Genomic DNA, 21,261 nt, shown 5'->3' on the forward strand with positions numbered 1-21,261 from the left:
CGCAGGATGCGGGCGGTCCAGGGGGTTGATGGGTCAGCCCGAGGCGAGTGCCTCGAGCGCGCGGGCGACGTCGTTGTCCTTCGTGCGGGCCCGGCGCGGCCGGCGCGGGGGCGGGGCCTCGAGCAGCCGCTCGATGCGGGCCACGTGCTCCGGGGTGAAGTGCAGGGTCCGGCCGATCCGTCGGGCGGGCCACTCCCCCGCCCGGCACCGGCGGCGAACCGTCGCCACGGAGATCCGCAGATGCGTGGCGAGCTCGTCCGCGGTCAGCGGGGCCGTCGAGGTGAGGGTGGGTGCGCTCATGCCGGAACCAGCTCCTTCTGCTTCGCGAGGTGGGCGAGGTGGGCGTGGAGGGCCTGCAGGCCCTTCGCGGTGATCCGGATCGTGGGGTCAGCGACCTCCATCTCCCCGGTCCGGGCGTTCTGGAACGAGGCGCCTGCGCGCATCACGAGGCGACCCGTGGTGATCTGCGACTGGTAGGCGTGCCACCGGCCCCGGGCGCCCGTGCGGAACACCCAGCGCAGCTGCTCCATCAGCGCGAACAGGCGGTCCCGGCCGATCTCGATGTGCTCGTCCCGGGACAGGACCTTCGCGGCGTCCGCGACGGAGTAGTCGCCCCGCGCGGAGGCGAGGGTGTCCCACGCGGCGGCCGCCGGCTCGAGCTGCGCCGCGCGCGCCTCCGCAGCCTCCTTTGCTTCGACCGACGCCGCGAGCTCGCGCAGGGCCTCCGAGTAGGACTGCGGCAGCGCCGGCTGCGCGGGCACCGAGTACGTGCCCGTCCTGCGCAGCGCCGGGAGCACCTCGTGCGTGATCCACCGCTTGAAGGCCTTCGCCTCCGGCTTCCGCGAGCGCAGCACGAGCGAGTACATGCCGGGCTCGGTGACGACTGTGAGCTGTTGGGCGCCGCCCGGGGTGTCGGTAGTAGCGACACCCTTCTCGTCGGCGTCCAGGCTGGCGACGGCGTCGCGGGAGTTGCGGATCTCCAGCACGGTGCAGAGGTCCACGGCCGCGAAGTGCGGCTCGCCGTCGAGGACGACGGTGCGCACGGCGTGCTCGCCGTACTGGAACGGGACGACGGCGCTCATGCGGTCACCGCCTCGGTGTTGGCCAGTTCGAGCAGCACGTCCGCGTGGCAGGGCTGGTCGAGTGGGCACCAGCAGGCGAGGTTCTTCCCGGCGAGCTCGGTCACCTGGGCGAGCATTGGGAGGTGGCGGATGGCGTCGCTGCATGGCGCTGTGCGCCACGGGAGGATCAGCCGGTACAGCTCCACGGCGGTCTCGGGGTCGATCGAGCCGCCCATGTACTCCTCGATGGGGGCGCGGAGGGTTGCGTCGAGCTTCGCGGGGTCGCCGGAGGTCAGCGAGAAGCGGTGTCCCACCTTCCAGGGGTTCCCCCACTTCGTGCCGCGGCCGACGTAGACGGTGTTCGCGGGCATGCGCCAGCCCTTCTCGCGGGATCGCTGAACGCGGTGCGGAGCGCTCATGCCGCCACCGGATCGACAGTTCGAGACTCCGAACTTCTCATCGTGGGCGCGACTTCGGCCTCCTCGAGGAGGAAGAGATCCTCCCAGTCGCAGTCGAGGCGCGCAGCAATCGCCACGGCCAAGTCCTCCGAGAGGGTCTTCATCTTCCCAAGCTCGAGGAGGCTGATGGTGTTCTGCGAGCGCCGCACGAGGTGCGCCAGGTCCCCCTGACTGAAGCGCTTGTTCTTTCGGCGGCGGCGGAGCGCTGCCGGGTCCTTGACCCGCATCCAGGTCTCCTTTCGAACGACGGCGAGGTGACGGTGACGGCTGGTACGCATGGACTCTAGATCCCTCCTGGTGGTAGTTACAAGTACAGAGTTCCGAACTTCTCACGCGTTGTCAATCCCACAAGTGGGCGGCGGCCTGCCCTGCCTGCGATGATGTGGTGTCTGCTTGTATTGCCAGCCGCGCCGCCCGTTGCTCAAGCGCCACGACGATCAGGAGTCTCGTCCCCGTGGAACGCACCCCGACCTCGCTGCAGGAACTTGCCCAGCTCGTCATCGACGTGCAGGGCACCTCGGCGCGCCAGGTGGCGCTTCGGGCAGAAGCCAAGGGCTTGAAGCTCACGGACACGACCCTCAATCAGATGAAGTCCGGTAGCTATAAGTTCGTGCCGCGCGAAGACACGGTCCGTGCGCTGGCCGAGCTGGCCGGCATCTCGGTCGAGGCTGCTTTCCACGCCGCGGGACTTCCTGTCCCGGGCCCGCCACTGGCCGACGAACTGCCCCCGGGATCGGACAACCTGTCCCCGAAGTCCCGGGCCGCCGTCATCCAGATGCTGCGGGTCCTCATCGACCTGGAGAGCAACCATGACGAGCACACCGAGCACGAAGAGCAGCCCGACGCCCGCGAGCGCGAAGAGCCGGATGGCGCCGCGCCGGCCCGCGGTGGGGGAGCGCGCGGCGGTGACGCTCGCGCTGGAGAGAAGACCGCGGCGCCGGCCGGTGTGCCGGCGCCCGAGGATGCTGGTGTGCGGCCGGAGGATCTGGACCTCGCCGCGCACCCGTACATGGAGCTGAGCCGTGATCGGCAGGACGCCGCGTGGGGCGACGTCGGCGAGGAGAGCCAGGACCCGGGCGACGAGGCCGGCGCATGAGCGCCAACAAGAACTTCTTCACGTCGCAGCAGCCCGCCGCGGTCTTCAAGCTCAAGGTGCTGGAGGACTACCTCACACCGTGGGCCATGAAGGTTGCCAGCAGGGCCCCTCGGGAGGTGGCCTATGTCGATGGCTACGCCGGCGCGGGGCAGTACGACGACGCGCACAAGGGGTCGCCGCTCTACGCGGTGGACATCGCACGCAAGCTTGCAGCGCAGAACAGCACCATGCACATCCACCTCGTGGAGCGAGATAGGGCTCATGCAGAGACCCTCCGACACGCGGTCGCCGACCAGGGGCAGGGGGCGGGGCCCGTCCATCTGCACCACGGTGGCGTGGAGGAGCAGATCGACGCGATCCTCAACGACATCGGCACCCGCCCAGCTCTGTTCTTTCTCGACCCGTTCGGCACGGCCCTGCCGTACGACGTCGTCGCCTCGAAGTTGCTCCTGCGGCCAGCCCGGTCGACCGAGGTCCTCTTGAACTTCAGTCTCTCCACCGTGTGGCGCATCGGCGGGATCGTCCGGAAGGGAGCCTCCGCCTCAAGTGGCGAGACCGTCACCCTCCTCCGCGGTGACCGTTTTCTTGGTGGGCCGTGGTGGCGGGAGGTCTTCGCTGAGGCCCGGCGGCAGGCTGACGTGAGTGGCGACAGCTCCTCCGCCGCAACAGCCGCCTCCTACGTAGCGCGCGAGTACATGCAGCGCATGACCGGCGAGACCGCCCACAACGTCATCTCCGTCCCAATCCGCCGGACCCCGTCTGAGGGGCCGATCTTCACGCTGATGCTCTTCTACCAGCACTTCGCTGCGCCCATGCTCTTCGCTGACGCCGCGGCTCGGGCTCACAGGAAGTGGCGGCAGTTCAACTCCGAGAACTACTACCAGGGCCTGCTCGACGACACCCAGGGGTCGCTCTTCGACCTGCAGGAGACGTTCGACCAGCAGGTGGCCGCAGAGCAGACCGACGTCAGCAACCGGGCAATCGCCGCCATCCAGACGAGGCTCTCGTCTCACCTCGGCCATGGCCAGGCGGTGCGGATCTGCGACGACGTGCCCCACTGGCTGGGCGAACACCTCGGCACTGCAGGCGCCTCAGAGGTACGGCAGGCCATCAAGAATCTCCAGAAGGCCGGGATCGCCCAGGGCTACACCAAAGACATGGTGGAGGGGCGCGCGGTTATCCTGCCAGCGCGGCGCGGGCAGTAGGCATCTCGTCCCAAGTGCGCCCCGCCAAGAGCCGCCCGTTGGCCTTTGGCGTGCGCCCACCCCACTGCTTGAAGAAGAACGCCACGTCGGCGGCCATGCATTGGTCGCGGATGTCCTCCACCCAGGCCTGGTCCATGGTGCGATGGTTCGCACCAGACTCGCCGCCCGCGATGACCCAGTCGATGCCGGCCAGATCCAGATCCCGCAGGGGGCCGATGAGGGGCTCGCAGGAGAGGAACCGGACCGCTGCCGGCACCTCGCGGAGATGGTCGATGCGGCCCGTCACAGTCTCGTCCTCCACGGAGACGCCCATCCACAAGTTGGCCGGCCAGTCGAGGCGGTCGGCTAGACGGGCCATCCGCAGTGAGCGCTTCGTCAGCGCCTGGTACGTGTGCTGCGGCGTCTCGCGCATGACGTCGAAGATGTCTCGGATGAACTCCAACGGAACTTTGGCGTGGAAGAGATCGCTCATGGAGTTCACGAACACCACGCGCGGGGCCTTCCACGAGCGGGGCTGGTCCAGGGCCTTCGGATGGAGGGTGACGCCAAACCCGGGGCCGGACGTCACCGGGTTCCCATCGTTCTGGTACTTCTCAGCCCCCATCGCCTTGAGCCGCTTGGCCAAGGTCAGCGCGTAACAGTTGTCGCAGCCAGCCGCCACGCGGTCACAACCGGTCACGGGGTTCCACGTCACCTCGGTCCACTCAATCGCAGAGGTATGCGCCATCGCGATCGCTCCTTCCCTGGAAGACCTACTCCAGTCGAACAGATGTTCGACCCCTTGTCACGCAGGCGCGCTCAGTCCATCACAGTCCAGCTCGAGCTCACCCATACCGTGTCCGTCCCCACAACGACGATGGTCACATGTTCCACCCGTGGAGGTCCCTGCGCGCGATGACGCACGTCGTCGTGGAGTGGCGGCGCCCGCATCACGAGGCGCCGGGCGCCACGGACGGCGCCTCCCGCATCTGGCTCGACCCCCGCATGAGCCAGGCCGAGCGGCGCAGCGTTCTCACGCACGAGCTCGTGCACGTGATGCACGGCCACCGCGGGTGCCAGCCGCCCGCCGTCGAAAGGGCCGTGCGTGCCGAGGCCGCGCGGCTGCTCGTATCCACCGAGGACCTGCTGGCCGCCCTGCCGTGGGCCATGAGCCTCGAGGAGCTGGCCGACGAGCTCTGGGTGACCCCGCTCGTCGCCGCGGACCGGCTCGCGGGTCTCACCGCCGCCGAGCGCGCCGACCTCGCCGCCCGGCTCCCCGAGCACCACGAGGACGGCGTTTAGCGCGTCCGGGGTGGCCCGTACCCTGCCGTCATGACCACCACCACCGAGGCGCCCGCGAGCGCCCAGCCTGGCCTGTCCGTGCGTGACCACATGGCGTTGCAGTTGTGGGGGCGGCGGTGGCGGTACGGGGCGGCGCGGGATGGGGAGGCTCGGCGGTTGCTGGGGTTGAGCGGGACGGCGCTGGCGTTGCGTGTGGCGCGGCTGGCTGAGGATCCGGTGGCGATCGCGGCGTACCCGGTGTTGACGCGGCGGGTGCGGGAGTCGAGGGGCACTCGGGAGCGGGTGGTGCGGGCGGTGGCTTAACGTGTCCGCCCCCTGGGGAGACTGGTGCGTGCGACTGGGAAGCGCGTGTGAGGCCCCGTCCAGCAGCCAGCTGGGCGGGGCCTTTTGCTGTCCGCGGGGCGCGGCGCGGGCGGGGTGCGGAGATGTTCCGGGTTGAACCCCCGGGGCGGGGCGGGGCTGTCCCCATTGGGGACAGGGGCGGCCCTTTCTGGTCCTCTCCGGTCCTGTAGGGTCTTGTTCTGTCACCCGGCGGGAGGACCCTTCTCCCGCATGAATACGCCGGATTCGGCGTCCGACCGGGGCAGAGCGTCCGGCGGGCAGGTGGGGTTCAAATCCCCCCGTCTCCGCCAGGAAGGGCCGGAATCGTTGAGATTCCGGCCCTTTCCGCGTCCAAGGACCCTCAGGCCCCGTGGCCCTCGCGGCGCTCCCGCATGCGGCGCAGGAGCTCGAACGCCTCCGGGACTGTGAGCTCCGAATGGGTGGACAGCTGCACGGCCGCGGACTCCAGGTTCCCATCCCGCACCATGGCGGCCAGCTGATCGCGCAGCCACGGCGGGAGGTCACGGGAGGAGACGCGCACGGATCCCTCGCCGCGCAGCACCTCCACCTCGAACGGCTGTTCCTCCGGCGCGGGATCGCCCATCCACTCGGTCGGGATCGTGAGGGGTTCCGCGCCGGCCGACGCCTCCGCGGGTGCCGGGACGGCGTCGGCGGAGCCGTCCGCCTCGCGCGGCGCCCCGGACTCCGCGCCCGGGGCCGCGGCGTGGGACCCAGCGCCGCCGCCGGCCTCGTCCGGGCCCTCGGTCTCCCCGACCCGGCGGGGTGCCCCACCCCTCTGCGTCCCGCCCCTCTCCTGGGGGGCAGGCTCGGGCACCACGGGCTCGTCCCCACCTGCGGACGGCGTCGAGGCGTGCGAGCCGTCGAGGTCCTCGAGCCCTGCGGGCGGGCGCGTCGGGTAGACCTGCGGGTAGGCGGCCAGGGACTGCACGTCCAGGACGGCGTCCTTCAGGCTCCGGCCGGTGATGCCCCGGTAGGCGCGGATGGCCTCCATGACGCGGCTCTGGGCGATGTGCCCGTAGACGGCGCGGTGGCCCCCCTCGTCGAGCAGGGACACGGCTTCCCTGGCCCGGGCCTCACTCGCCTCCGCCCGCTGGGTGGACGCCGGCGCGGCCGTCCTCCCGCTGTGGGCGCTGCGCGCCATCCGGTTGCCGACCGCCAGCGTGAGCACGCCGATCGCCAGCACGGCCAGGGCGGGAACGAGGTATTCCATGCCCGTCAGTCTAGGTCGGCGCTCCGGGGCCCCGGCGGCCGAAGAGCCCGCCGCGGCGAGGGGTCACACCTTCGTCACAGTTCCCGGGAAATCGCCGGCCGGGGCCCTCGGGTGTGCCTAGGGTGAACAGGCGGCGGCCGCTGGACGGCCGCGGCACCGCGCGCGCGACCTCGCCCGCCCCGAACAGCAACGACACCACCGGCAGCACCGGCCACCACGCAGGAGATCACCATGCTCCTTCCCCCTTCGTCCCTCACCGAGCGCTCCGGGTCTCGGCGGCACCGCGTGTGGGGTGCGACGGCGGCCCTGGCCCTGCTCCTGAGCGGCTGCTCCGCCCCCCAGAGCGACGGCGCCTCACCCGGCGGTCCGGCTGCTCAGGGCGGCGATGCGTCCGCCTCGGCGACGACCGGCACGGGGCCGAGCGCGGACTCGAGTGCGGCGTCGTCCTCGGAGGCGGAGACCGAGGGCCCCTTGGCGGCCCGGTCCAACCCGGACGTGCCGATGCGCGCATACGGCGCGGACGAGCGCCCTCCGCAGTTCGTCCTGTTCTCCTTTGACGGCGGCAACCAGGACGCCCGCTGGAAGTCGTTCATGGAGACCGCGGACGAGGCCGGCGCCAAGTTCACCGTGTTCCAGTCCGGCATCAACCTGGTGGGCAGTGCGAACAAGGAGATCTACAGCGCCCCGGGCAACGAGCCCGGCGTGGTGCAGACCGAGTTCGGCGGACCGGAGGCCGAGGTGGCCCAGCGCGTGGAGAACATCAACGAGGCCCACGCCCGCGGCCACGAGATCGGCACCCACTACAGCGGCCACCTCTGTGCCTCGGCGGAGTACGGCGCGAACAAGTGGTCCACCGCCGAGTGGGAGCAGGAGATCGGGACGTTCTACAAGTTCCTGGACGACCCGCGCCGCGTGAACGGCTACGGGGAGGACTTCCCCGAGCTCGAGGTCGAGGCGGAGGACGTCAAGGGCGGCCGCCTGCCCTGCCTGGACGGGGAGTGGGACGCGCTCGTGCCGGTCTGGAAGGAGCACGGCCTGGAGTACGACACGTCGCACTGGGAGCGCAAGCCCGGGGTGGCCTGGCCCTACCAGAAGGACGGCATCTGGGAGTTCGACATGCCCACCGTCTACTCCCCCGTGCTCGCCGAGGAGGGCAAGAAGTACCCCATGGTCCTGGCCATGGACTACAACTTCTGGATGGACGGCAACGGCGGCAAGGAGGTCCCCGCAGACAAGGAGCGCCTCGGCAGGTTCCAGCGGGAGACCTACCTGTACGTGTACGAGTCGGCGTTCAACGGCAACCGCGCCCCGCTCGTGTTCGGCAACCACTTCAACACGTGGAACGACAACACGTTCAACCCCGCGGTGGACCAGGTCATGCGCGAGGTCTGCCAGAAGGAGGACACGTACTGCGTGACCTACCAGCAGATGCTGGACTGGCTCGAGCTGCAGGACCCGGCCGTGCTCAAGCAGTGGCAGGAGCAGGCCCGCTCCGCCGACGGCACGGACGCCGCTGGCCGCGGCAGGTGACCGTCCGCCGCACCCGCCCGGCCCCGGCTCATCGAGCCGGGGCCGTCTCGTCTCCGCGCAGGACGACGACGGCGACCACGGTGGCGGTGAGCACGAGCGCCACCACCATCACCACCGTCCCGGGCCAGCCGTGGGCCTCGTGGAACACCCCGCCCAGCCAGCCGAAGAGGCTCGACCCCGCGTAGTAGGCCAGGTTGTACAGCGAGGTGGACTGCGCGCGGCCCGTCACCGCGGCGGTGCCGGCCCATGCCGAGGCCACCGAGTGCGCCGCGAAGAACGCCCCGGTGGCCAGCACCAGTGCGGGCACGAGCACGAGCGGGTGGGGCACCAGGGTGAGGGCCACGCCCACGGCCATCGCCGTCGTCGCCGCGACCAGGACCCGCAGCCGGCCATGCCGTGCGGCCAGCCGGCCGGCCCACGGCGACGCCCAGGTGCCGGCGAGGTAGGCGAGGAACACGAGTCCCACGGCCGAGGGGTCCCAGGAGAACGGCGGGGCCAGGAGCGTGTATCCCACGTAGTTGTACAGGGCCACGAAGCCGCCCATGAGCAGCAGCGCCTGCGCGTACACCGCCACGAGCGCGGGCGCGTGCAGGTGCGCACGGACCGTGCGGGTGACCTGCCGCACGGAGGTGCGGGAGGGGACGAAGCGGCGGGCCCGCGGGGTGACCCAGAGGAACCCCAGGGTGCACAGCACGCCGACCGCGCTCACCGCGAGCATGCCCGCGCGCCACGAGGCCGCCTCGGCGACGGGCAGCGCGATGAGCCGGCCGGACAGGCCGCCCAGCGTGGTCCCGGCGATGTAGGTGCCCGCCGCCGCGGTGACCGCGCGCGGAGCCACCTCTTCCGCGAGCAGCGCCACGGCGAGGCCCGCGACGCCGCCGTGCGCCATCCCCTCGAACAGGCGCAGCACCATCATGGCCTCGAGCGAGGGGGCCAGCCCGCTAGCCACCGCGAGCGCGCTCGCGCCGGCGAGCGAGACCCCCATGACCGGTCGACGGCCCCACCGGTCGCCCGCGAGCGACCACGGCACCACGGAGACGGCCAGGCCGAGGGTGGCGGCGGAGACGAGCAGCGCCGCCTCGTGGGCCGGCACGCCCAGGTCGGCGCTGACGAGGGGGAGCAGGCCCTGCGGCGAGTAGAGCTGGGCGAACGTGGCCACGCCGGCCAGGAAGAGGCCGAGCAGCAGCCGGCGGTAGGCGGGCGTGCCGGGCGAGAGCGGCTCCGGGGCTTCCGGCCACGGGCCGCCCGGCACGCCGCCGGAGCGCGGGAATCGGTTTGCGGAGGCCACCAGCCCACTGTATCCAGGGGTCCACTACCATCGGTCGCGTGACTACTTCCTCTGGACCCATCGACCTGCGTGACTCCTTCAAGGCCTATGACGTGCGCGGCATCGTGGGCGAGACCATCACGGCGGAGTCCGTCCGAGCCGTGGGCGCAGCCTTCGTGGACGTCCTCGAGCTGGCCGGGCAGACCGTGCTGGTGGGCGGGGACATGCGCCCCTCCTCTCCCGAGTTCATGGACGCCTTCGCGGCCGGCGCCACGGCTCGCGGCGCGAACGTGCTGCTGCTGGGCCTCATCTCCACGGACATGCTGTACTACGCGGCCGGCGTGAAGCAGGCCGCCGGCGTGGTGTTCACGGCCTCGCACAACCCGGCCGAGTACAACGGCATGAAGATGGCCAAGGCCGGCGCGGTGCCCGTCTCCTCGGACACCGGCCTCTACGAGATCCGCGACGTGGCCCAGCGCTACCTGGACGGCGGCGAGATCCCCGCGGTGGAGGCCCCGGGCTCCGTGTCCGAGCAGGAGATCCTGGGCGCCTACGCCGAGTACCTGCGCTCCCTCGTGGACCTGCGGGGCATCCGCCCGCTGAAGGTCGTGGTGGACGCGGGCAACGGCATGGCGGGACGCACGACTCCGGCGGTCCTGGGGGACACGCTGCTGCCGGGCCTGCCGCTCACCATCGAGCCGCTCTACTTCGAGCTCGACGGCACCTTCCCGAACCACCCGGCCAACCCGCTGGAGTCGGAGAACCTGCGCGACCTGCAGGCTGCCGTGACGGACCGCGGCGCGGACCTCGGCCTGGCCTTCGACGGAGACGCCGACCGCTGCTTCGTGATCGACGAGAACGGTGACCCCGTGTCCCCGTCCGCGGTCACCGCCCTCGTGGCGCGCCGCGAGATCGCCCGCGCGAAGGCGGACGGGGAGGAGACCCCCGTGATCATCCACAACCTCATCACCTCCCGAGCGGTGCCCGAGCTGGTGGAGGCCGACGGGGGCCGCGCCGTGGTGACCCGTGTGGGCCACTCCTTCATCAAGGCGGTCATGGCGTCCGAGGGCGCCGTGTTCGGCGGCGAGCACTCCGCGCACTACTACTTCCGTGACTTCTTCAACGCGGACACCGGCATGCTGGCCGCGATGCACGTCCTGGCCGCCCTGGGCGAGCAGGAGCAGCCCCTGAGCGAGCTGGCCGAGGAGTACGAGCCGTACTTCGCCTCGGGCGAGGTCAACTCGAAGGTGGAGGACAAGGACGCCGCCGTGGCCGCCGTGCTCGCGCAGTTCGCCGCGGGCGCCGAGGACGGCGGCGACGCCGGCCAGGCCACCCACGGGGACTTCGCGGGCGTGGCCACGCGCGTGCTCCGCATGGACGGCACCACCGTCTCCGCGGCCGACGGCTCATGGTGGTTCAACCTGCGCCCCTCCAACACGGAGCCGTTCCTGCGCTACAACGGCGAGGCCCGGACCCCGGAGACCATGGAGGCCATCCGCGACGCGGTGCTGGAGATCGTCCGCACCGAGCGCTGACGGACGGCGGGCGGACTGCCCTCCACGGGCCCGAGGGGGCCGGACCATCCGGTCCGGCCCCCTCGGCGTGTCAGCCCTCGTCACGTCGGGTCCCGGCGAATCAGCCTCCGCCGCCTCAGCTCTGTCGAATCAGCCGGACTGGGCGAGGACGAAGGGCAGCACCCCCTGGGCACCGGTCTCGCGCAGCACCCGCGTGGCCTCGGCCAGCGACCACCGGGAGTCCACGAGGTCGTCCACGAGCAGGACGGGGCCGACGTGCCCCGCCTCAGGCGCCGTGCGGAGCATGTGGGCCATGACCTCCGGGACGGCGAAGCGGCCGTGGACCGAGGCCAGCCGGTAGGCGCTGTTGCCGCCCGGGCCGGCCGTCGGGCCGCCGCCCACGAGGTCGAGGGTGCCGAGGAACGGCAGGTGGCCGATCCGTGCGACCCCCTCGGCGAAGGAGCCCACGAGCTGTGGCCGCCCCCTCGAGGGCATGGCCACCACCGCGATGGGGCGGTCCTGCCAGCCCCACCCGGCGAGGACCCCCACGGCGCCCTGCAGCACGTTCTCCGGCACCGGGGCATCCGGCGCGGCGAGCAGCTCGCGCAGGACTCCGCCCCAGCCCAGGTCCGTCAGACGCGCGAGGGCGCGCCCCTCCTCCGCCTGCGCGCCGGCGGCCATGCGGCCCGTCACCGGCACGCCCAGCCGGTCCATCCCGGAGGGCCACATGCGGCGCGGCTCGATGGGGACGCCGGCCCGGTGCAGGGCGTGCTCGGCGCGCTCCCGAGCGGCGCCGTCCGAGCCCGTGGGGTACCACGGGCCGGCGCAGACGTCGCACCGCCCGCACGGCGCGGCCGTGGGATCGTCCAGGGTCCGCGCCAGGAACTCCATGCGGCACGTCTGCGTCGTCTGATAGTCCAGCATGAGGCGCTCCTCCGCACGGCGGGCCTCGGCCACGCGGGCGTAGCGCTCGCCGTCGTAGGTCCAGGGGCGGCCCGTGGACCGCCAGCCGCCGCCCACGCGCTCCACCGCACCGTCCACGGCGAGCACCTTGAGCAGCAGCTCGAGGGCGGTGCGCTTGATGCTCACGGCGGGCTCCAGCGCCGCCACGGACATCGCCCCGCCGTCCGCGGAGAGCGCCGCGAGCACCGTGTGGGCCTGGGCCTCGTCCGGCATGGAGGCCGTGGCGAAGTACTGCCAGATCTGGCGGTCCTCCGCGCCGGGCAGCAGGAGCACGTCCGCGTGGTCCGTTCCACGGCCCGCGCGGCCGACCTGCTGGTAGTACGCCACCGGGGAGCTCGGCGCCCCGAGGTGCACGACGAACGTGAGGTCCGGCTTGTCGAACCCCATGCCGAGCGCGGACGTGGCCACCACCGCCTTCACGCGGTTGGCCTTGAGGTCCTCCTCGATGCGGGCGCGCTGCTCCGGGTCCGTGCGGCCCGTGTAGGCCACCACCTCGTGGCCGGCCTCGCGCAGCACCCGCGCCGTGTCCTCCGCCGCGGAGACCGTGAGCGCGTAGACGATGCCTGAGCCCGGCAGCTCTCCCAGGTGGGCCAGCAGCCACGCGAGGCGGGCCGCGGGGTTCGGCAGCCGCAGGACGCCGAGGCGCAGCGAGGCGCGCGCCAGCGGACCGCGCAGCACGAAGACGTCCTGCGCCGAGTCCACGCCGAGCTGCTCCACCACGTCCTGCACGACGCGCGCGTTGGCCGTGGCGGTGGTGGCCAGCACGGGCACCGCCCGGGGTCCCTGGGAGGGCAGCTGTCCGATCAGGTCGCGGATGCGCCGGTAGTCCGGCCGGAAGTCGTGCCCCCAGTCGGAGATGCAGTGGGCCTCGTCCACCACGAGCAGGCCCATGCGGGCCACGAGGTCCGGCAGCTGCTCCTCGCGGAAGCGGGGATTGGTCAGCCGCTCCGGGGAGATCAGCAGCACGTCCACCTCGTCCGCCGCGAGCTTGGCCCGGACCTCGTCCCACTCGGTGGAGTTCGCGGAGCTCACGGACACGGCCCGCACGCCCGCGCGCGCCGCCGCCGAGACCTGGTCCCGCATGAGGGCCAGCAACGGGGAGACGATGAGCGTGGGGCCGGCGCCCCGCGCCCGCAGCAGCAGGGACGCCACGAAGTACACGGCGGACTTGCCCCAGCCGGTGCGCTGCACCACCAGCGCCCGCCGGCGGTGCGCCACGAGCGCCTCGACGGACTCGTACTGGCCCTCCTTGAACTCGGCGTCCGGCCGGTCCACCAGGCGGCGCAGGACCTCCAGGGCCTGGGAGTGCAGCTCCGGGTCCGCCGCGGGCTCACGCCGCGGGCCGCCCGGGGCGGCGACGGGAGGGAGGGGCGGGCCGGCGTCGTGCCTGGGGGAGGTCATGGCGCCAGTATGCCAACGGAGGCGGACAGGATGAGGCGGGCGCCGGGACGCCGGGGACGCAGGCCTCCCGTGGGGCGCCTGTGCAGGAGCGTGCCCCCCGATGGGAGAATCGGCGCCATGAAGTTGAACGCGTTCACCGACGTGAGCCTGCGCGTCCTCATGGTGCTCGCCCGCGCCGAGGGGCGCCAGCTGACCAGCCAACGGATCGCGGACGAGATCCACGTGCCGTACAACCACGTCATCAAGGCCGTGGCCGAGCTGCGCCGCCGCGGGACCATCCAGGTGGCCCGCGGCCGGCTGGGCGGCGCCCGGATCACGGAGGCGGGGCTGGACCAGCGCGTCGGAGAGCTCGTGCGCGACCTGAGCCCCCGCGCCGAGGTCCTCGACTGCGCCGGCCACGAGACGGGCGTCCCGTGCCCGTTCGCGGCGGACTGCCGACTGCGGGAGGCCCTCGCGCGCGCCCGGGAGGCGTTCATGGCCGAGCTCGACCTCCTGACGGTCCGTGACCTCGCGCGTCCGGGCGGAGCGGGCGCCACGGGGCCGGTCTCCCTGGGCCTGCCCGCGATGGGATCCCACGCGGCCACCGTGTAATCTTGCATCGACAATGCACATATAAGGCTCCCGAGGAGACCCCCATGCTGTCCGAGAAGTCCCGCCCCGTCATCGAGGCCACCGCCGCCGTCGTCGCCGAGCACATGCCGGAGATCACGCCGAAGTTCTACGCCCACATGTTCGAGGCCCATCCGGAGCTGCTGGACGGGCTGTTCTCCCGCGCCAACCAGCGCAGCGGCGAGCAGGCCCAGGCCCTGGCCGGCTCGATCGTGCGCTTCGCGGTGCACCAGCTCGAGCACCCCGACTCCCTGCCCGAGGCCGTGCTCGCGCGGATCGCGCACAAGCACACCGCCCTCGGCATCACCGAGGACCAGTACCAGATCGTCTACGAGAACCTCTTCTGGGCCATCGCCGACGTCCTCGGCGACGCCGTGACCCCCGAGGTCGCCGAGGCCTGGACCGAGGTGTACTGGCTCATGGCCGACGCCCTGATCAAGCTCGAGAACGGCCTCTACGCCAAGCAGGCCAACGACAAGATGTGGCTCGACTGGAAGGTCGTCTCCAAGGAGCCCACCGGCAACGCCGCCGTGACCTTCCGCTTCGAGCCGGCCGACGACACCCCGCAGACCCCCGGCGAGGCCGGCGGCTTCGTCTCGGTGCGCGTCAAGGTGGCCGACGGCCTGCGCCAGGCCCGGCAGTACTCGCTCTCGGACCACGCCGCCTCCACCACCGAGCGCGTGATCACCGTGAAGCTGGACGAGGCCGGCGAGGTCTCCCCCACGCTCATCAACGCGGTGGAGGTCGGGGACGTCGTCGAGCTGTCCAACCCCTACGGCGAGATCACCCCGAAGGACGACTCGGCGCCCCTCATGCTCGCCACCGCGGGCATCGGCATCACGCCGGCCGCCTCCATCCTGAGCTCGCTGGCCGAACAGGGGTCCGACCGCGAGGTCGTCGTCCTGCACGCCGATGCCTCCCTGGAGTCCGTGGCCCTGCTCGGGCAGCTCACGGAGTCGCTCTCCGCGCTGCCGAACGCCCAGGCCCACCTGTGGCTCGGCGTGGCCCCGGAGCAGGCGCCCGAGGGCGTCACCGTCCACGAGGGCCGCATGGACCCCTCCGAGATCGAGCTCCCCGCCGGCGCCGAGGTCATCCTCTGCGGCCCGCTGGCCTTCATGCAGGCCACCCGCTCCGCGCTGATCGACGCCGGCGTGCCGGCGACCGGGATCCGCTACGAGATCTTCGGCCCGGACCTCTGGCTCGCCGTCTGAGCGGAGCCGCCCGCAGGACGACGTCGGTGGCGGGGCTCAGAGCGCGAAGCGTGCCTTCTGGGCCTCGTAGCGCTCGCGGATGGAGGCGGGCAGCGAGTCGCCGAAGCGCTCCAGCCACTCCTCGATGAGCTCGGACTCCTTGGCCCACTCCTCACGGTCGACCTTGAGGGCGTCCTCGAGGTCCGCGTCGGACACGTCCAGGCCGGTCAGGTCGAGGGACTCGGGGGTGGGGGTGAAGCCGATCGGGGTCTCCACGGCGTCGGCCTTGCCCTCGAGACGCTCCGCGACCCACTTGAGCACGCGGGAGTTCTCACCGAAGCCGGGCCACGCGAAGCCGCCGTCGCGGTTGCGGCGGAACCAGTTCACGAGGTAGATGCGCGGCAGCTTCTCCGCGTCGGCCTTGCCGGACTCCTCGATCCAGTGGGCCAGGTAGTCGCCGGCGTCGTAGCCGAGGAACGGCAGCATGGCCATCGGGTCGCGGCGCACCACGCCCACAGCGCCGGCGGCGGCCGCGGTGGTCTCCGAGGAGAGGGTGGCGCCCTTGAGGATGCCGTCCTCCCAGTCGAAGGCCTCCGTCACGAGGGGGACGGTGGTCTTGCGGCGGCCGCCGAAGAGGATCGCGTCCAGCTTCACGCCGGCCGGGTCCCGGTACTCGTCCGCGAGCATGTCGGTCTGCTCGATCGGGGTGCAGAAGCGCGAGTTGGGGTGGGCTGCCGGGGTGTCGGACTCGGGCGTCCAGTCGTTCCCGCGCCAGTCGGTCAGGTGCGCGGGCACCTCGTCCGTCATGCCCTCCCACCACACGCCGCCGTCGTCCGTGAGGGCGACGTTGGTGAAGATGGAGTTGCCGCGGGCGATCGCGCGCATGGCGTTCGGGTTGGTGGACCAGCCCGTGCCGGGGGCCACGCCGAAGTAGCCGGTCTCGGGGTTGATCACGCGCAGCTCGCCGTCGTGGCCGGCGCGGATCCACGTGATGTCGTCGCCCAGGGTCTCGGCCTTCCAGCCCTCGATCGTGGGGTCGATCAGCGCGAGGTTGGTCTTGCCGCACGCGGAGGGGAAGGCGCCCGTGATGTGGAAGGCACGGCCCTCGGGGTTGGTGAGCTTGAGGATCAGCATGTGCTCGGCCAGCCAGCCCTCGTCCCGCGCCATCACGGAGGCGATGCGCAGCGCGTAGCACTTCTTGCCCAGCAGGGCGTTGCCGCCGTAGCCCGAGCCGTACGACCAGATGGAGCGCTCCTCGGGGAAGTGCACGATCCACTTGGTGGCGTTGCACGGCCACGGCACGTCCTGCTCGCCGGGGGCGAGGGGGGCGCCCACGGAGTGCACGGCGGGCACGTAGAAGGCCTGCTCGCGGGACATCTTCTCCAGCACGTCGGTGCCGATGCGGGCCATGATGCGCATGGACATCACGACGTAGGCGGAGTCGGTGATCTCCACGCCGTACTTGGGGTCCTCGGCGTCGAGGTGGCCCATGACGAACGGGATCACGTACATGGTGCGGCCGCGCATGGAGCCGCGGAAGGCGTCGTCGAGGATGCCGTGCATCTCGGCGGGGGCCTTCCAGTTGTTGGTGAAGCCCGCGTCCTCCTCCTTCTCGGAGCAGATGAACGTGCGGTCCTCCACGCGGGCGACGTCGGCCGGGTCGGAGAACGCGGCGAACGAGTGCGGGAAGAGGTCGTCGTTCAGCTTCGTCAGGGTTCCGGCCTCGACGAGCCCGGCGGCGAGGCGGTCGTACTCCTCCTCGGAACCGTCCACCCAGTGGACCTCGTTCGGCTGCGTCAGCTCGGCGATCTCGGCGACCCAGTCGCGCAGCTGGGCGTAGTCCGTGGGCGCGTCCTGCACAGCACGCTCCGCGAAGGTGGGGGTGGCGTTGTCAGCCATGGAGAGTCCTCCCGTAGGGGTCCTGTACCGTTCCGTCCCACCACAGACGTGCACACCGATCATGGTGCGCCACGCCGTTGTGGTCGCACGGTCTTGGGGCCATGGTACCCGAGGGGCCTGCGGCGAGGCCGCCCAGGGCGGCCTCACCCGAGGGCGGCCCGGCCGCCCACGGGGCCCGTTTTGCACGTGCGGGGGAAGGTGTGTATAGTTCTACGAGTTCGATCCGCTCCGGCGGAACGGAAGATGCGCCCATAGCTCAGCTGGATAGAGCGTCTGTCTACGGAACAGAAGGTCAGGGGTTCGAATCCCTTTGGGCGCACCACAGGGAAGGCCCCCGCTCCTCGGAGAGCGGGGGCCTTCGTCGTCCCCGAGAGGTCCAGCGACGTCGGGGCCCGCTCCGGCGGCGTCAGCGGCCCGGCACCACGAAGTGGGTGAGGGCGGCGTCGCGCCCGTCGAGCTCGGCCCACGGCTTGTCGACCCGGAAGACCTGCAGCCCCAGCGTGGGGTAGTGCTCCGTCATGGCCAGCGCTGCGTCCTGGTCCGAGTCGAGGCTCATGAGGCGCATGCCGAGGTTCTGCACCCACGGCATGTGACCCACCACCAGGAGGCGGCGGACGCCCTCCTCGGTCTCGTTGACGATCGAGAGCGCGCGGGCGGCGTCGGCCTCGTAGAGCCGTCGGTCCAGATAGGGGGTGGGGGCGAGCTCGCCGAGCTGCTCGCACACCCACACGCAGGTCTGCCGGGTGCGCAACGCGTCCGAGCAGACGATGCCGTCCGGGACGAGCCCGTTCTCCCGGAGCCAGCGGCCGGCGGCGGGCGCCTGATCGTGCCCGCGCGCGGCGAGCGGGCGGTCGTGGTCGTCCGCCCCCTCGGGCCAGCCGGCCTTGGCATGCCGCAGGACGATCAGGGTCTTCGCGTCGGAGCCGCTCATGGCGCCGCGGTCAGATGGAGTACTCGGGAGCGGCCCACACGACGACCTCGGGGTGCCGGTAGAAGCGGTAGCCCTGGCCGCGCACGGTGCGCACGGTGTTGGCCAGGCGGCCGAGCTTGGCGCGGAGGCGGCGGATGTGGACGTCGATCGTGCGCTCGTTGGGGACCTCGTCCGAGGTGCGCCACAGCGCCTCGAGCAGCTCGTCGCGGCCCACCGTGCGCTCCCCGTTCTCCACGAGGTAGTTGAGCAGCTCGAACTCCTTGAACGTGAGGTTCAGCGGCTCCCCGTCCAGCTGCACCTCGCGACGGGACAGGTCGATCAGCACGCCGGGCTGCCGCGTGGACACCGGGGCGGGCGCCTGGGCCAGGTCGGGGCGCAAGGCGCCCTGCACGGTGGGGTCGCCCAGCACCTGGCGGACCACCTCGAGGTCGTCGCCCTCAGCGCCGGCCGGGGCCAGGGCGACGGCGGCGTGGGACTGGGAGCCCGGGACGAGCGACTCGACGTAGTGGCGCAGCTCGTTGGCGAGGCGGGTGAGCGAGGTGCCGGCGGCCGAGGCCGCGAGCTCGTCCATGCCCACGTAGATCACGAAGCCGCGGGCCTCGTTCTCCCGGGCCACCGCCTGGGGACCGGGGACGCCGTTGGGCGCGAGCACGGGAGTCGGATCGGTCTGTGCGGGGAGCGGGCCCGGCGCGGGCGTCCCGGCGAGGCGGAGGTCGCCGCGGCCTGCCGCGCCCCGCACCCGGTGGCCCGGGGTCCGGCGCTGCGCGTTGCGCACCGAGACATGCACGTATCCGGCGGACTCACTCATGACCGTCACTCCTCAGTCGGTTCCCCGCCTGCTCGCGAGAACGCGGGCGGGATCGTCATATGACGACTATGTGACGTCGCCCGGCGATCTGGCAAGTAACACTGAGTGATTCGTCTCGCATATCGGACGCTCTGGATCCATTTGTGTCTAAGATCACCATTCGTCGCCCTGCATAACCCCGCCGTGTCATTTTCGACCCGACGCCGCCCCCATCGAGGGCATCGCATATGTATGCCGCATCTTCTCCCAGCCGAGTCCCAGTTGAGATCTCCCACGCCGGATTGCCTCCGACGTCGCCCCCCGCCCGTCCATCTGGTGGACGACACATTCGACACGGTGGTCACCGAAAGCACGAGACCCCCGCCGGAGCGGGGGTCTCGGGGAGCGGGCTCCAGGGCCGGGACCGGCGGTGCAGCCGGTTCACTCGGCCAGGCCGTAGAGGCGGTCTCCCGCGTCGCCGAGTCCCGGGACGATGTAGGAGCGCTCGTTGAGCCGCTCGTCGAGGGCCGCGAGGTAGAGGTCCACCTCCATGTCGCCCAGGGACTCCTCGAGGCGCGCGATGCCCTCCGGCGCCGCGAGCAGGCAGAGGCATGTCACCCGTGCCGCACCGCGCTCGTAGAGGAAGCGGATGGCCTCGACCAGGGTCCCGCCCGTGGCGAGCATCGGGTCCAGGAGGAAGACGTGGCGTCCGGTCAGGTCGGCGGGCAGGCGCTCGGCGTACGTGACGATGTCGAGGGTCTCCTCGTTGCGCGCCATGCCCAGGAAGCCGACCTCCGCGGAGGGCGCCATCTTGACCATGCCCTCGAGCATGCCGAGGCCCGCGCGCAGGATGGGCACCACGAGGGGACGCGGGCGGGCCAGGCGGGTGCCCGTCGTCGTGGTCACGGGCGTCTCGATCGTCACGGGCTCCACCGCGACGTCGCGCGTCGCCTCATAGCCCAGGAGCATCACCAGCTCCTCGGTGAGCTGGCGGAAGATCATCGAGGGGGTCTCCCGCTTCCGCAGGACGGTGAGCTTGTGGGCGACGAGGGGGTGGTCGACGACGTGAACGCGCATGCTCCCACGCTACCGTCCCCCGTACGCTGGAGCCGTGCCCTCCTCCGTGTCCTCCGTGTCTGCCCCCGCGCCCACCTCTGCGCAGGAGCACGCCTGGATGGGCCTGGCCCTCGGGGTCGCCCGCGCCGCCGGCGAGGCCGGAGACGTCCCGATCGGCGCGGTCCTCGTGGCCGGGGACGGGACCGTCCTCGCGGCGGAGGGCAACGAGCGCGAGCAGCACCACGACCCCACCGCCCACGCCGAGGTCCTGGCGCTGCGCCGCGGGGCGGAGCTGCGGGCCGCCGCCGGAGCGGGCGACGGCTGGCGCCTGACGGACTGCACCCTCGTGGTGACCCTCGAGCCCTGCCCCATGTGCGCCGGTGCGCTGCTGCTGGCCCGGATCCCGCGCGTCGTGTTCGGGGCGTGGGACCCGAAGGCGGGCGCGTGCGGATCGGTGCTGGATGTGGTCCGCGACCCCCGCTTCAACCACCAGGTGCAGGTCCGCGCCGGCGTCCGTTCCGAGGAGAGCGCGGCGCTGCTGCGGGGGTTCTTCGCCGCGCACCGGGAATGAGCGGACGGCCGGGCACGGCCGGCTCCGGGGCCGACGACGACGACGGCCCGCGGCCGGTTTGGGCGCGTCGTGGCCGCTCGGGTAGAGTGTCCCAGTCTGGTGACGTGTCCGAGCGGCCGAAGGTGCAGCACTCGAAATGCTGTGTACGGTAACCCCGTACCGTGGGTTCAAATCCCACCGTCACCGCCAGATGTGAAGGCCCCGAGTCCCGCGTGATCCTGCGCTGACCGGGGCCTTCGTCATGCACCCACATCGGGCGCACAGCCTGTTCACGGGCCGTTCCCCGCCCTCCACTAGAGTGCGCGGCGTCACCGCCGCTCCCTCACCGCCCTGGAGGCCCCCCTTGTCCCCCACCACCGATCCCGCCGCGGGCCCCACCCCGCCGGCGAACGCCTCATCCCTGGCCCGCCGTGCCCCTCACCTGCGCTTCCCGTGGGCGCCGCTCGCAGCGGTCGCCTCCGCCCTCGTGTCCCTGCTCGCCCTCTTCCTGCCGGCCGCGAGCGTGAGCCTCTTCGGCGGCCGGATCAGCCAGAGCTTCCTGGAGGCGAGCTCGGACGAGGCCGGGATCATCCTGGCCCTGCTGCTGCTCACCATCGCCCTGTGCGTGGCGGCCTTCCTGGTCTCAGCGGCGTGGGCGCGCATCGCCGCCGGCGTCCTGGCTGTCCTCACCGGCCTGTTCCTGATGGTGGACGGCTTCGCGAACATCGGGAGGGTGGCCGGCCACGGCGCCAGCCCCGGCATCGGCCTGGTGCTCATGGGCCTGGCCGGCCTCGCGCTCGCGGCCGCCGGCGTCCTGATGTTCTTGGCCCGCAGGGGCGGCACACCCGGCGAGCGGGCGAAGGTCACGCAGCGCGTCGACTGACGTCACCGGGTCGTACGACCGGGGTCGG

The 21,261-nt window shown here is 72.0% G+C and carries 22 protein-coding genes and 2 tRNA genes; 12 read left to right on the forward strand and 12 right to left on the reverse strand.

Annotated features, from left to right (window positions below; translation table 11 throughout):
• Positions 1-33: 33 nt before the first annotated feature.
• Genes AB0302_RS04600 through AB0302_RS04615 form a run of 4 tightly spaced genes read right to left on the reverse strand, consistent with a single transcriptional unit; the run spans position 34 to position 1,746 of the window.
• On the reverse strand, positions 34-300 hold the full coding sequence (locus AB0302_RS04600) for a helix-turn-helix domain-containing protein (RefSeq protein ID WP_366370668.1): 267 nt from the start codon (positions 298-300) through the stop codon (positions 34-36).
• A complete protein-coding gene (locus tag AB0302_RS04605) occupies positions 297-1,082 on the reverse strand; it encodes a BRO family protein (RefSeq protein WP_366370669.1) in 786 nt (261 codons plus the stop codon). The genes AB0302_RS04600 and AB0302_RS04605 overlap by 4 nt, the downstream gene beginning before the upstream one ends.
• The gene (locus AB0302_RS04610; protein ID WP_366370670.1) at positions 1,079-1,480 is read right to left on the reverse strand and encodes a DUF4326 domain-containing protein; all 402 of its coding nucleotides are present in this window, start codon (positions 1,478-1,480) and stop codon (positions 1,079-1,081) included. The genes AB0302_RS04605 and AB0302_RS04610 overlap by 4 nt, the downstream gene beginning before the upstream one ends.
• Complete coding sequence (locus tag AB0302_RS04615) at positions 1,477-1,746, reverse strand: helix-turn-helix transcriptional regulator (RefSeq protein WP_366370671.1); 270 nt, start codon at positions 1,744-1,746, stop codon at positions 1,477-1,479. The genes AB0302_RS04610 and AB0302_RS04615 overlap by 4 nt, the downstream gene beginning before the upstream one ends.
• A 227-nt stretch (positions 1,747-1,973) precedes the next feature.
• On the opposite strand from AB0302_RS04615, the gene AB0302_RS04620 reads away from it, so the two are divergent.
• Both AB0302_RS04620 and tcmP read left to right on the forward strand, forming a co-directional pair.
• On the forward strand, positions 1,974-2,615 hold the full coding sequence (locus AB0302_RS04620; RefSeq protein ID WP_366370672.1) for a hypothetical protein: 642 nt from the start codon (positions 1,974-1,976) through the stop codon (positions 2,613-2,615).
• The gene (tcmP, locus tag AB0302_RS04625) at positions 2,612-3,820 is read left to right on the forward strand and encodes a three-Cys-motif partner protein TcmP (RefSeq protein WP_366370673.1); all 1,209 of its coding nucleotides are present in this window, start codon (positions 2,612-2,614) and stop codon (positions 3,818-3,820) included. Before AB0302_RS04620 ends, tcmP begins: the two co-directional genes overlap by 4 nt.
• Here the strand turns inward: tcmP and AB0302_RS04630 are convergent.
• Positions 3,792-4,547 (reverse strand): phage Gp37/Gp68 family protein, encoded by a 756-nt coding sequence (locus tag AB0302_RS04630; RefSeq protein WP_366370674.1) that lies wholly within the window; start codon positions 4,545-4,547, stop codon positions 3,792-3,794. The genes tcmP and AB0302_RS04630 overlap by 29 nt on opposite strands.
• Before the next feature lie 137 nt (positions 4,548-4,684).
• On the opposite strand from AB0302_RS04630, the gene AB0302_RS04635 reads away from it, so the two are divergent.
• Both AB0302_RS04635 and AB0302_RS04640 read left to right on the forward strand, forming a co-directional pair.
• Entirely contained in the window at positions 4,685-5,101 is a 417-nt protein-coding gene (locus tag AB0302_RS04635) for an ImmA/IrrE family metallo-endopeptidase (protein WP_366370675.1), read from the forward strand.
• A 30-nt stretch (positions 5,102-5,131) separates the two neighbouring features.
• A complete protein-coding gene (locus AB0302_RS04640; RefSeq protein ID WP_366370676.1) occupies positions 5,132-5,404 on the forward strand; it encodes a DUF3263 domain-containing protein in 273 nt (90 codons plus the stop codon).
• 379 nt (positions 5,405-5,783) lie between these two features.
• On the opposite strand, the gene AB0302_RS04645 is transcribed toward AB0302_RS04640, so the two are convergent.
• The gene (locus tag AB0302_RS04645) at positions 5,784-6,653 is read right to left on the reverse strand and encodes a hypothetical protein (RefSeq protein WP_319075589.1); all 870 of its coding nucleotides are present in this window, start codon (positions 6,651-6,653) and stop codon (positions 5,784-5,786) included.
• A gap of 231 nt (positions 6,654-6,884) precedes the next feature.
• Between AB0302_RS04645 and AB0302_RS04650 the strand changes: the two genes are divergently transcribed.
• Positions 6,885-8,183: a hypothetical protein gene (locus AB0302_RS04650; RefSeq protein ID WP_366370677.1), complete on the forward strand. Its 1,299-nt coding sequence runs from the start codon at positions 6,885-6,887 to the stop codon at positions 8,181-8,183.
• A gap of 28 nt (positions 8,184-8,211) precedes the next feature.
• On the opposite strand, the gene AB0302_RS04655 is transcribed toward AB0302_RS04650, so the two are convergent.
• Complete coding sequence (locus AB0302_RS04655) at positions 8,212-9,342, reverse strand: MFS transporter (protein WP_366370724.1); 1,131 nt, start codon at positions 9,340-9,342, stop codon at positions 8,212-8,214.
• 167 nt (positions 9,343-9,509) lie between these two features.
• Between AB0302_RS04655 and AB0302_RS04660 the strand changes: the two genes are divergently transcribed.
• Positions 9,510-10,985: a phosphomannomutase/phosphoglucomutase gene (locus tag AB0302_RS04660; protein ID WP_248118085.1), complete on the forward strand. Its 1,476-nt coding sequence runs from the start codon at positions 9,510-9,512 to the stop codon at positions 10,983-10,985.
• Between the two features lie 129 nt (positions 10,986-11,114).
• Here AB0302_RS04660 and AB0302_RS04665 read toward each other — a convergent pair whose 3' ends face one another.
• Positions 11,115-13,328 carry a RecQ family ATP-dependent DNA helicase gene (locus AB0302_RS04665; protein WP_366370678.1) on the reverse strand — a complete coding sequence of 738 codons (2,214 nt, stop codon included), beginning with the start codon at positions 13,326-13,328 and terminating at the stop codon, positions 11,115-11,117.
• A 117-nt stretch (positions 13,329-13,445) separates the two neighbouring features.
• Between AB0302_RS04665 and AB0302_RS04670 the strand changes: the two genes are divergently transcribed.
• Together AB0302_RS04670 and AB0302_RS04675 are read left to right on the forward strand one after the other, a co-directional pair.
• Positions 13,446-13,919, forward strand: coding sequence for an Rrf2 family transcriptional regulator (locus AB0302_RS04670; RefSeq protein ID WP_366370679.1), 474 nt, complete (start codon positions 13,446-13,448; stop codon positions 13,917-13,919).
• Positions 13,920-13,963: 44 nt separating this feature from the next.
• On the forward strand, positions 13,964-15,148 hold the full coding sequence (locus AB0302_RS04675) for a globin domain-containing protein (protein ID WP_366370680.1): 1,185 nt from the start codon (positions 13,964-13,966) through the stop codon (positions 15,146-15,148).
• Positions 15,149-15,184: 36 nt separating this feature from the next.
• On the opposite strand, the gene AB0302_RS04680 is transcribed toward AB0302_RS04675, so the two are convergent.
• The gene (locus tag AB0302_RS04680) at positions 15,185-17,026 is read right to left on the reverse strand and encodes a phosphoenolpyruvate carboxykinase (GTP) (protein ID WP_366370681.1); all 1,842 of its coding nucleotides are present in this window, start codon (positions 17,024-17,026) and stop codon (positions 15,185-15,187) included.
• 245 nt (positions 17,027-17,271) lie between these two features.
• Here AB0302_RS04680 and AB0302_RS04685 point away from each other — a divergent pair.
• Positions 17,272-17,348 (forward strand) — tRNA-Arg (locus AB0302_RS04685).
• 84 nt (positions 17,349-17,432) lie between these two features.
• Here the strand turns inward: AB0302_RS04685 and AB0302_RS04690 are convergent.
• The 3 genes from AB0302_RS04690 to upp form a co-directional block, all read right to left on the reverse strand.
• Positions 17,433-17,957 carry a histidine phosphatase family protein gene (locus AB0302_RS04690; RefSeq protein WP_319075581.1) on the reverse strand — a complete coding sequence of 175 codons (525 nt, stop codon included), beginning with the start codon at positions 17,955-17,957 and terminating at the stop codon, positions 17,433-17,435.
• 10 nt (positions 17,958-17,967) lie between these two features.
• Positions 17,968-18,765 carry a winged helix-turn-helix domain-containing protein gene (locus AB0302_RS04695; protein WP_248118078.1) on the reverse strand — a complete coding sequence of 266 codons (798 nt, stop codon included), beginning with the start codon at positions 18,763-18,765 and terminating at the stop codon, positions 17,968-17,970.
• A 420-nt stretch (positions 18,766-19,185) separates the two neighbouring features.
• Complete coding sequence (upp, locus tag AB0302_RS04700) at positions 19,186-19,821, reverse strand: uracil phosphoribosyltransferase (RefSeq protein WP_248118076.1); 636 nt, start codon at positions 19,819-19,821, stop codon at positions 19,186-19,188.
• On the opposite strand from upp, the gene tadA reads away from it, so the two are divergent.
• From tadA to AB0302_RS04715, 3 genes are all read left to right on the forward strand, one after another.
• Positions 19,820-20,371, forward strand: a complete 552-nt coding sequence (tadA, locus tag AB0302_RS04705) for a tRNA adenosine(34) deaminase TadA (protein WP_366370682.1) — start codon at positions 19,820-19,822, stop codon at positions 20,369-20,371. The genes upp and tadA overlap by 2 nt on opposite strands.
• Positions 20,372-20,469: 98 nt before the next feature.
• Positions 20,470-20,560 (forward strand) — tRNA-Ser (locus AB0302_RS04710).
• A 154-nt stretch (positions 20,561-20,714) separates the two neighbouring features.
• A complete protein-coding gene (locus tag AB0302_RS04715; protein ID WP_366370683.1) occupies positions 20,715-21,233 on the forward strand; it encodes a hypothetical protein in 519 nt (172 codons plus the stop codon).
• The last annotated feature ends 28 nt before the right edge of the window (positions 21,234-21,261 follow it).

This window comes from Micrococcus sp. NPDC078436, assembly GCF_040702705.1.
Classification (GTDB): domain Bacteria; phylum Actinomycetota; class Actinomycetes; order Actinomycetales; family Micrococcaceae; genus Micrococcus.

What these genes read in the sequence shown, in the direction of transcription:
- AB0302_RS04615 (WP_366370671.1), bottom strand. Translation starts at nt 1,746, where the DNA reads ATGCGGGTCAAGGACCCGGCAGCGCTCCGCCGCCGCCGAAAGAACAAG.
- AB0302_RS04680 (WP_366370681.1), bottom strand. Translation starts at nt 17,026, where the DNA reads ATGGCTGACAACGCCACCCCCACCTTCGCGGAGCGTGCTGTGCAGGAC.
- AB0302_RS04605 (WP_366370669.1), bottom strand. Translation starts at nt 1,082, where the DNA reads ATGAGCGCCGTCGTCCCGTTCCAGTACGGCGAGCACGCCGTGCGCACC.
- AB0302_RS04650 (WP_366370677.1), top strand. Translation starts at nt 6,885, where the DNA reads ATGCTCCTTCCCCCTTCGTCCCTCACCGAGCGCTCCGGGTCTCGGCGG.
- AB0302_RS04690 (WP_319075581.1), bottom strand. Translation starts at nt 17,957, where the DNA reads ATGAGCGGCTCCGACGCGAAGACCCTGATCGTCCTGCGGCATGCCAAG.
- AB0302_RS04610 (WP_366370670.1), bottom strand. Translation starts at nt 1,480, where the DNA reads ATGAGCGCTCCGCACCGCGTTCAGCGATCCCGCGAGAAGGGCTGGCGC.
- tadA (WP_366370682.1), top strand. Translation starts at nt 19,820, where the DNA reads ATGCTCCCACGCTACCGTCCCCCGTACGCTGGAGCCGTGCCCTCCTCC.
- AB0302_RS04675 (WP_366370680.1), top strand. Translation starts at nt 13,964, where the DNA reads ATGCTGTCCGAGAAGTCCCGCCCCGTCATCGAGGCCACCGCCGCCGTC.
- upp (WP_248118076.1), bottom strand. Translation starts at nt 19,821, where the DNA reads ATGCGCGTTCACGTCGTCGACCACCCCCTCGTCGCCCACAAGCTCACC.
- AB0302_RS04665 (WP_366370678.1), bottom strand. Translation starts at nt 13,328, where the DNA reads ATGACCTCCCCCAGGCACGACGCCGGCCCGCCCCTCCCTCCCGTCGCC.
- AB0302_RS04640 (WP_366370676.1), top strand. Translation starts at nt 5,132, where the DNA reads ATGACCACCACCACCGAGGCGCCCGCGAGCGCCCAGCCTGGCCTGTCC.
- AB0302_RS04645 (WP_319075589.1), bottom strand. Translation starts at nt 6,653, where the DNA reads ATGGAATACCTCGTTCCCGCCCTGGCCGTGCTGGCGATCGGCGTGCTC.
- AB0302_RS04635 (WP_366370675.1), top strand. Translation starts at nt 4,685, where the DNA reads ATGTTCCACCCGTGGAGGTCCCTGCGCGCGATGACGCACGTCGTCGTG.
- tcmP (WP_366370673.1), top strand. Translation starts at nt 2,612, where the DNA reads ATGAGCGCCAACAAGAACTTCTTCACGTCGCAGCAGCCCGCCGCGGTC.
- AB0302_RS04630 (WP_366370674.1), bottom strand. Translation starts at nt 4,547, where the DNA reads ATGGCGCATACCTCTGCGATTGAGTGGACCGAGGTGACGTGGAACCCC.
- AB0302_RS04600 (WP_366370668.1), bottom strand. Translation starts at nt 300, where the DNA reads ATGAGCGCACCCACCCTCACCTCGACGGCCCCGCTGACCGCGGACGAG.
- AB0302_RS04695 (WP_248118078.1), bottom strand. Translation starts at nt 18,765, where the DNA reads ATGAGTGAGTCCGCCGGATACGTGCATGTCTCGGTGCGCAACGCGCAG.
- AB0302_RS04670 (WP_366370679.1), top strand. Translation starts at nt 13,446, where the DNA reads ATGAAGTTGAACGCGTTCACCGACGTGAGCCTGCGCGTCCTCATGGTG.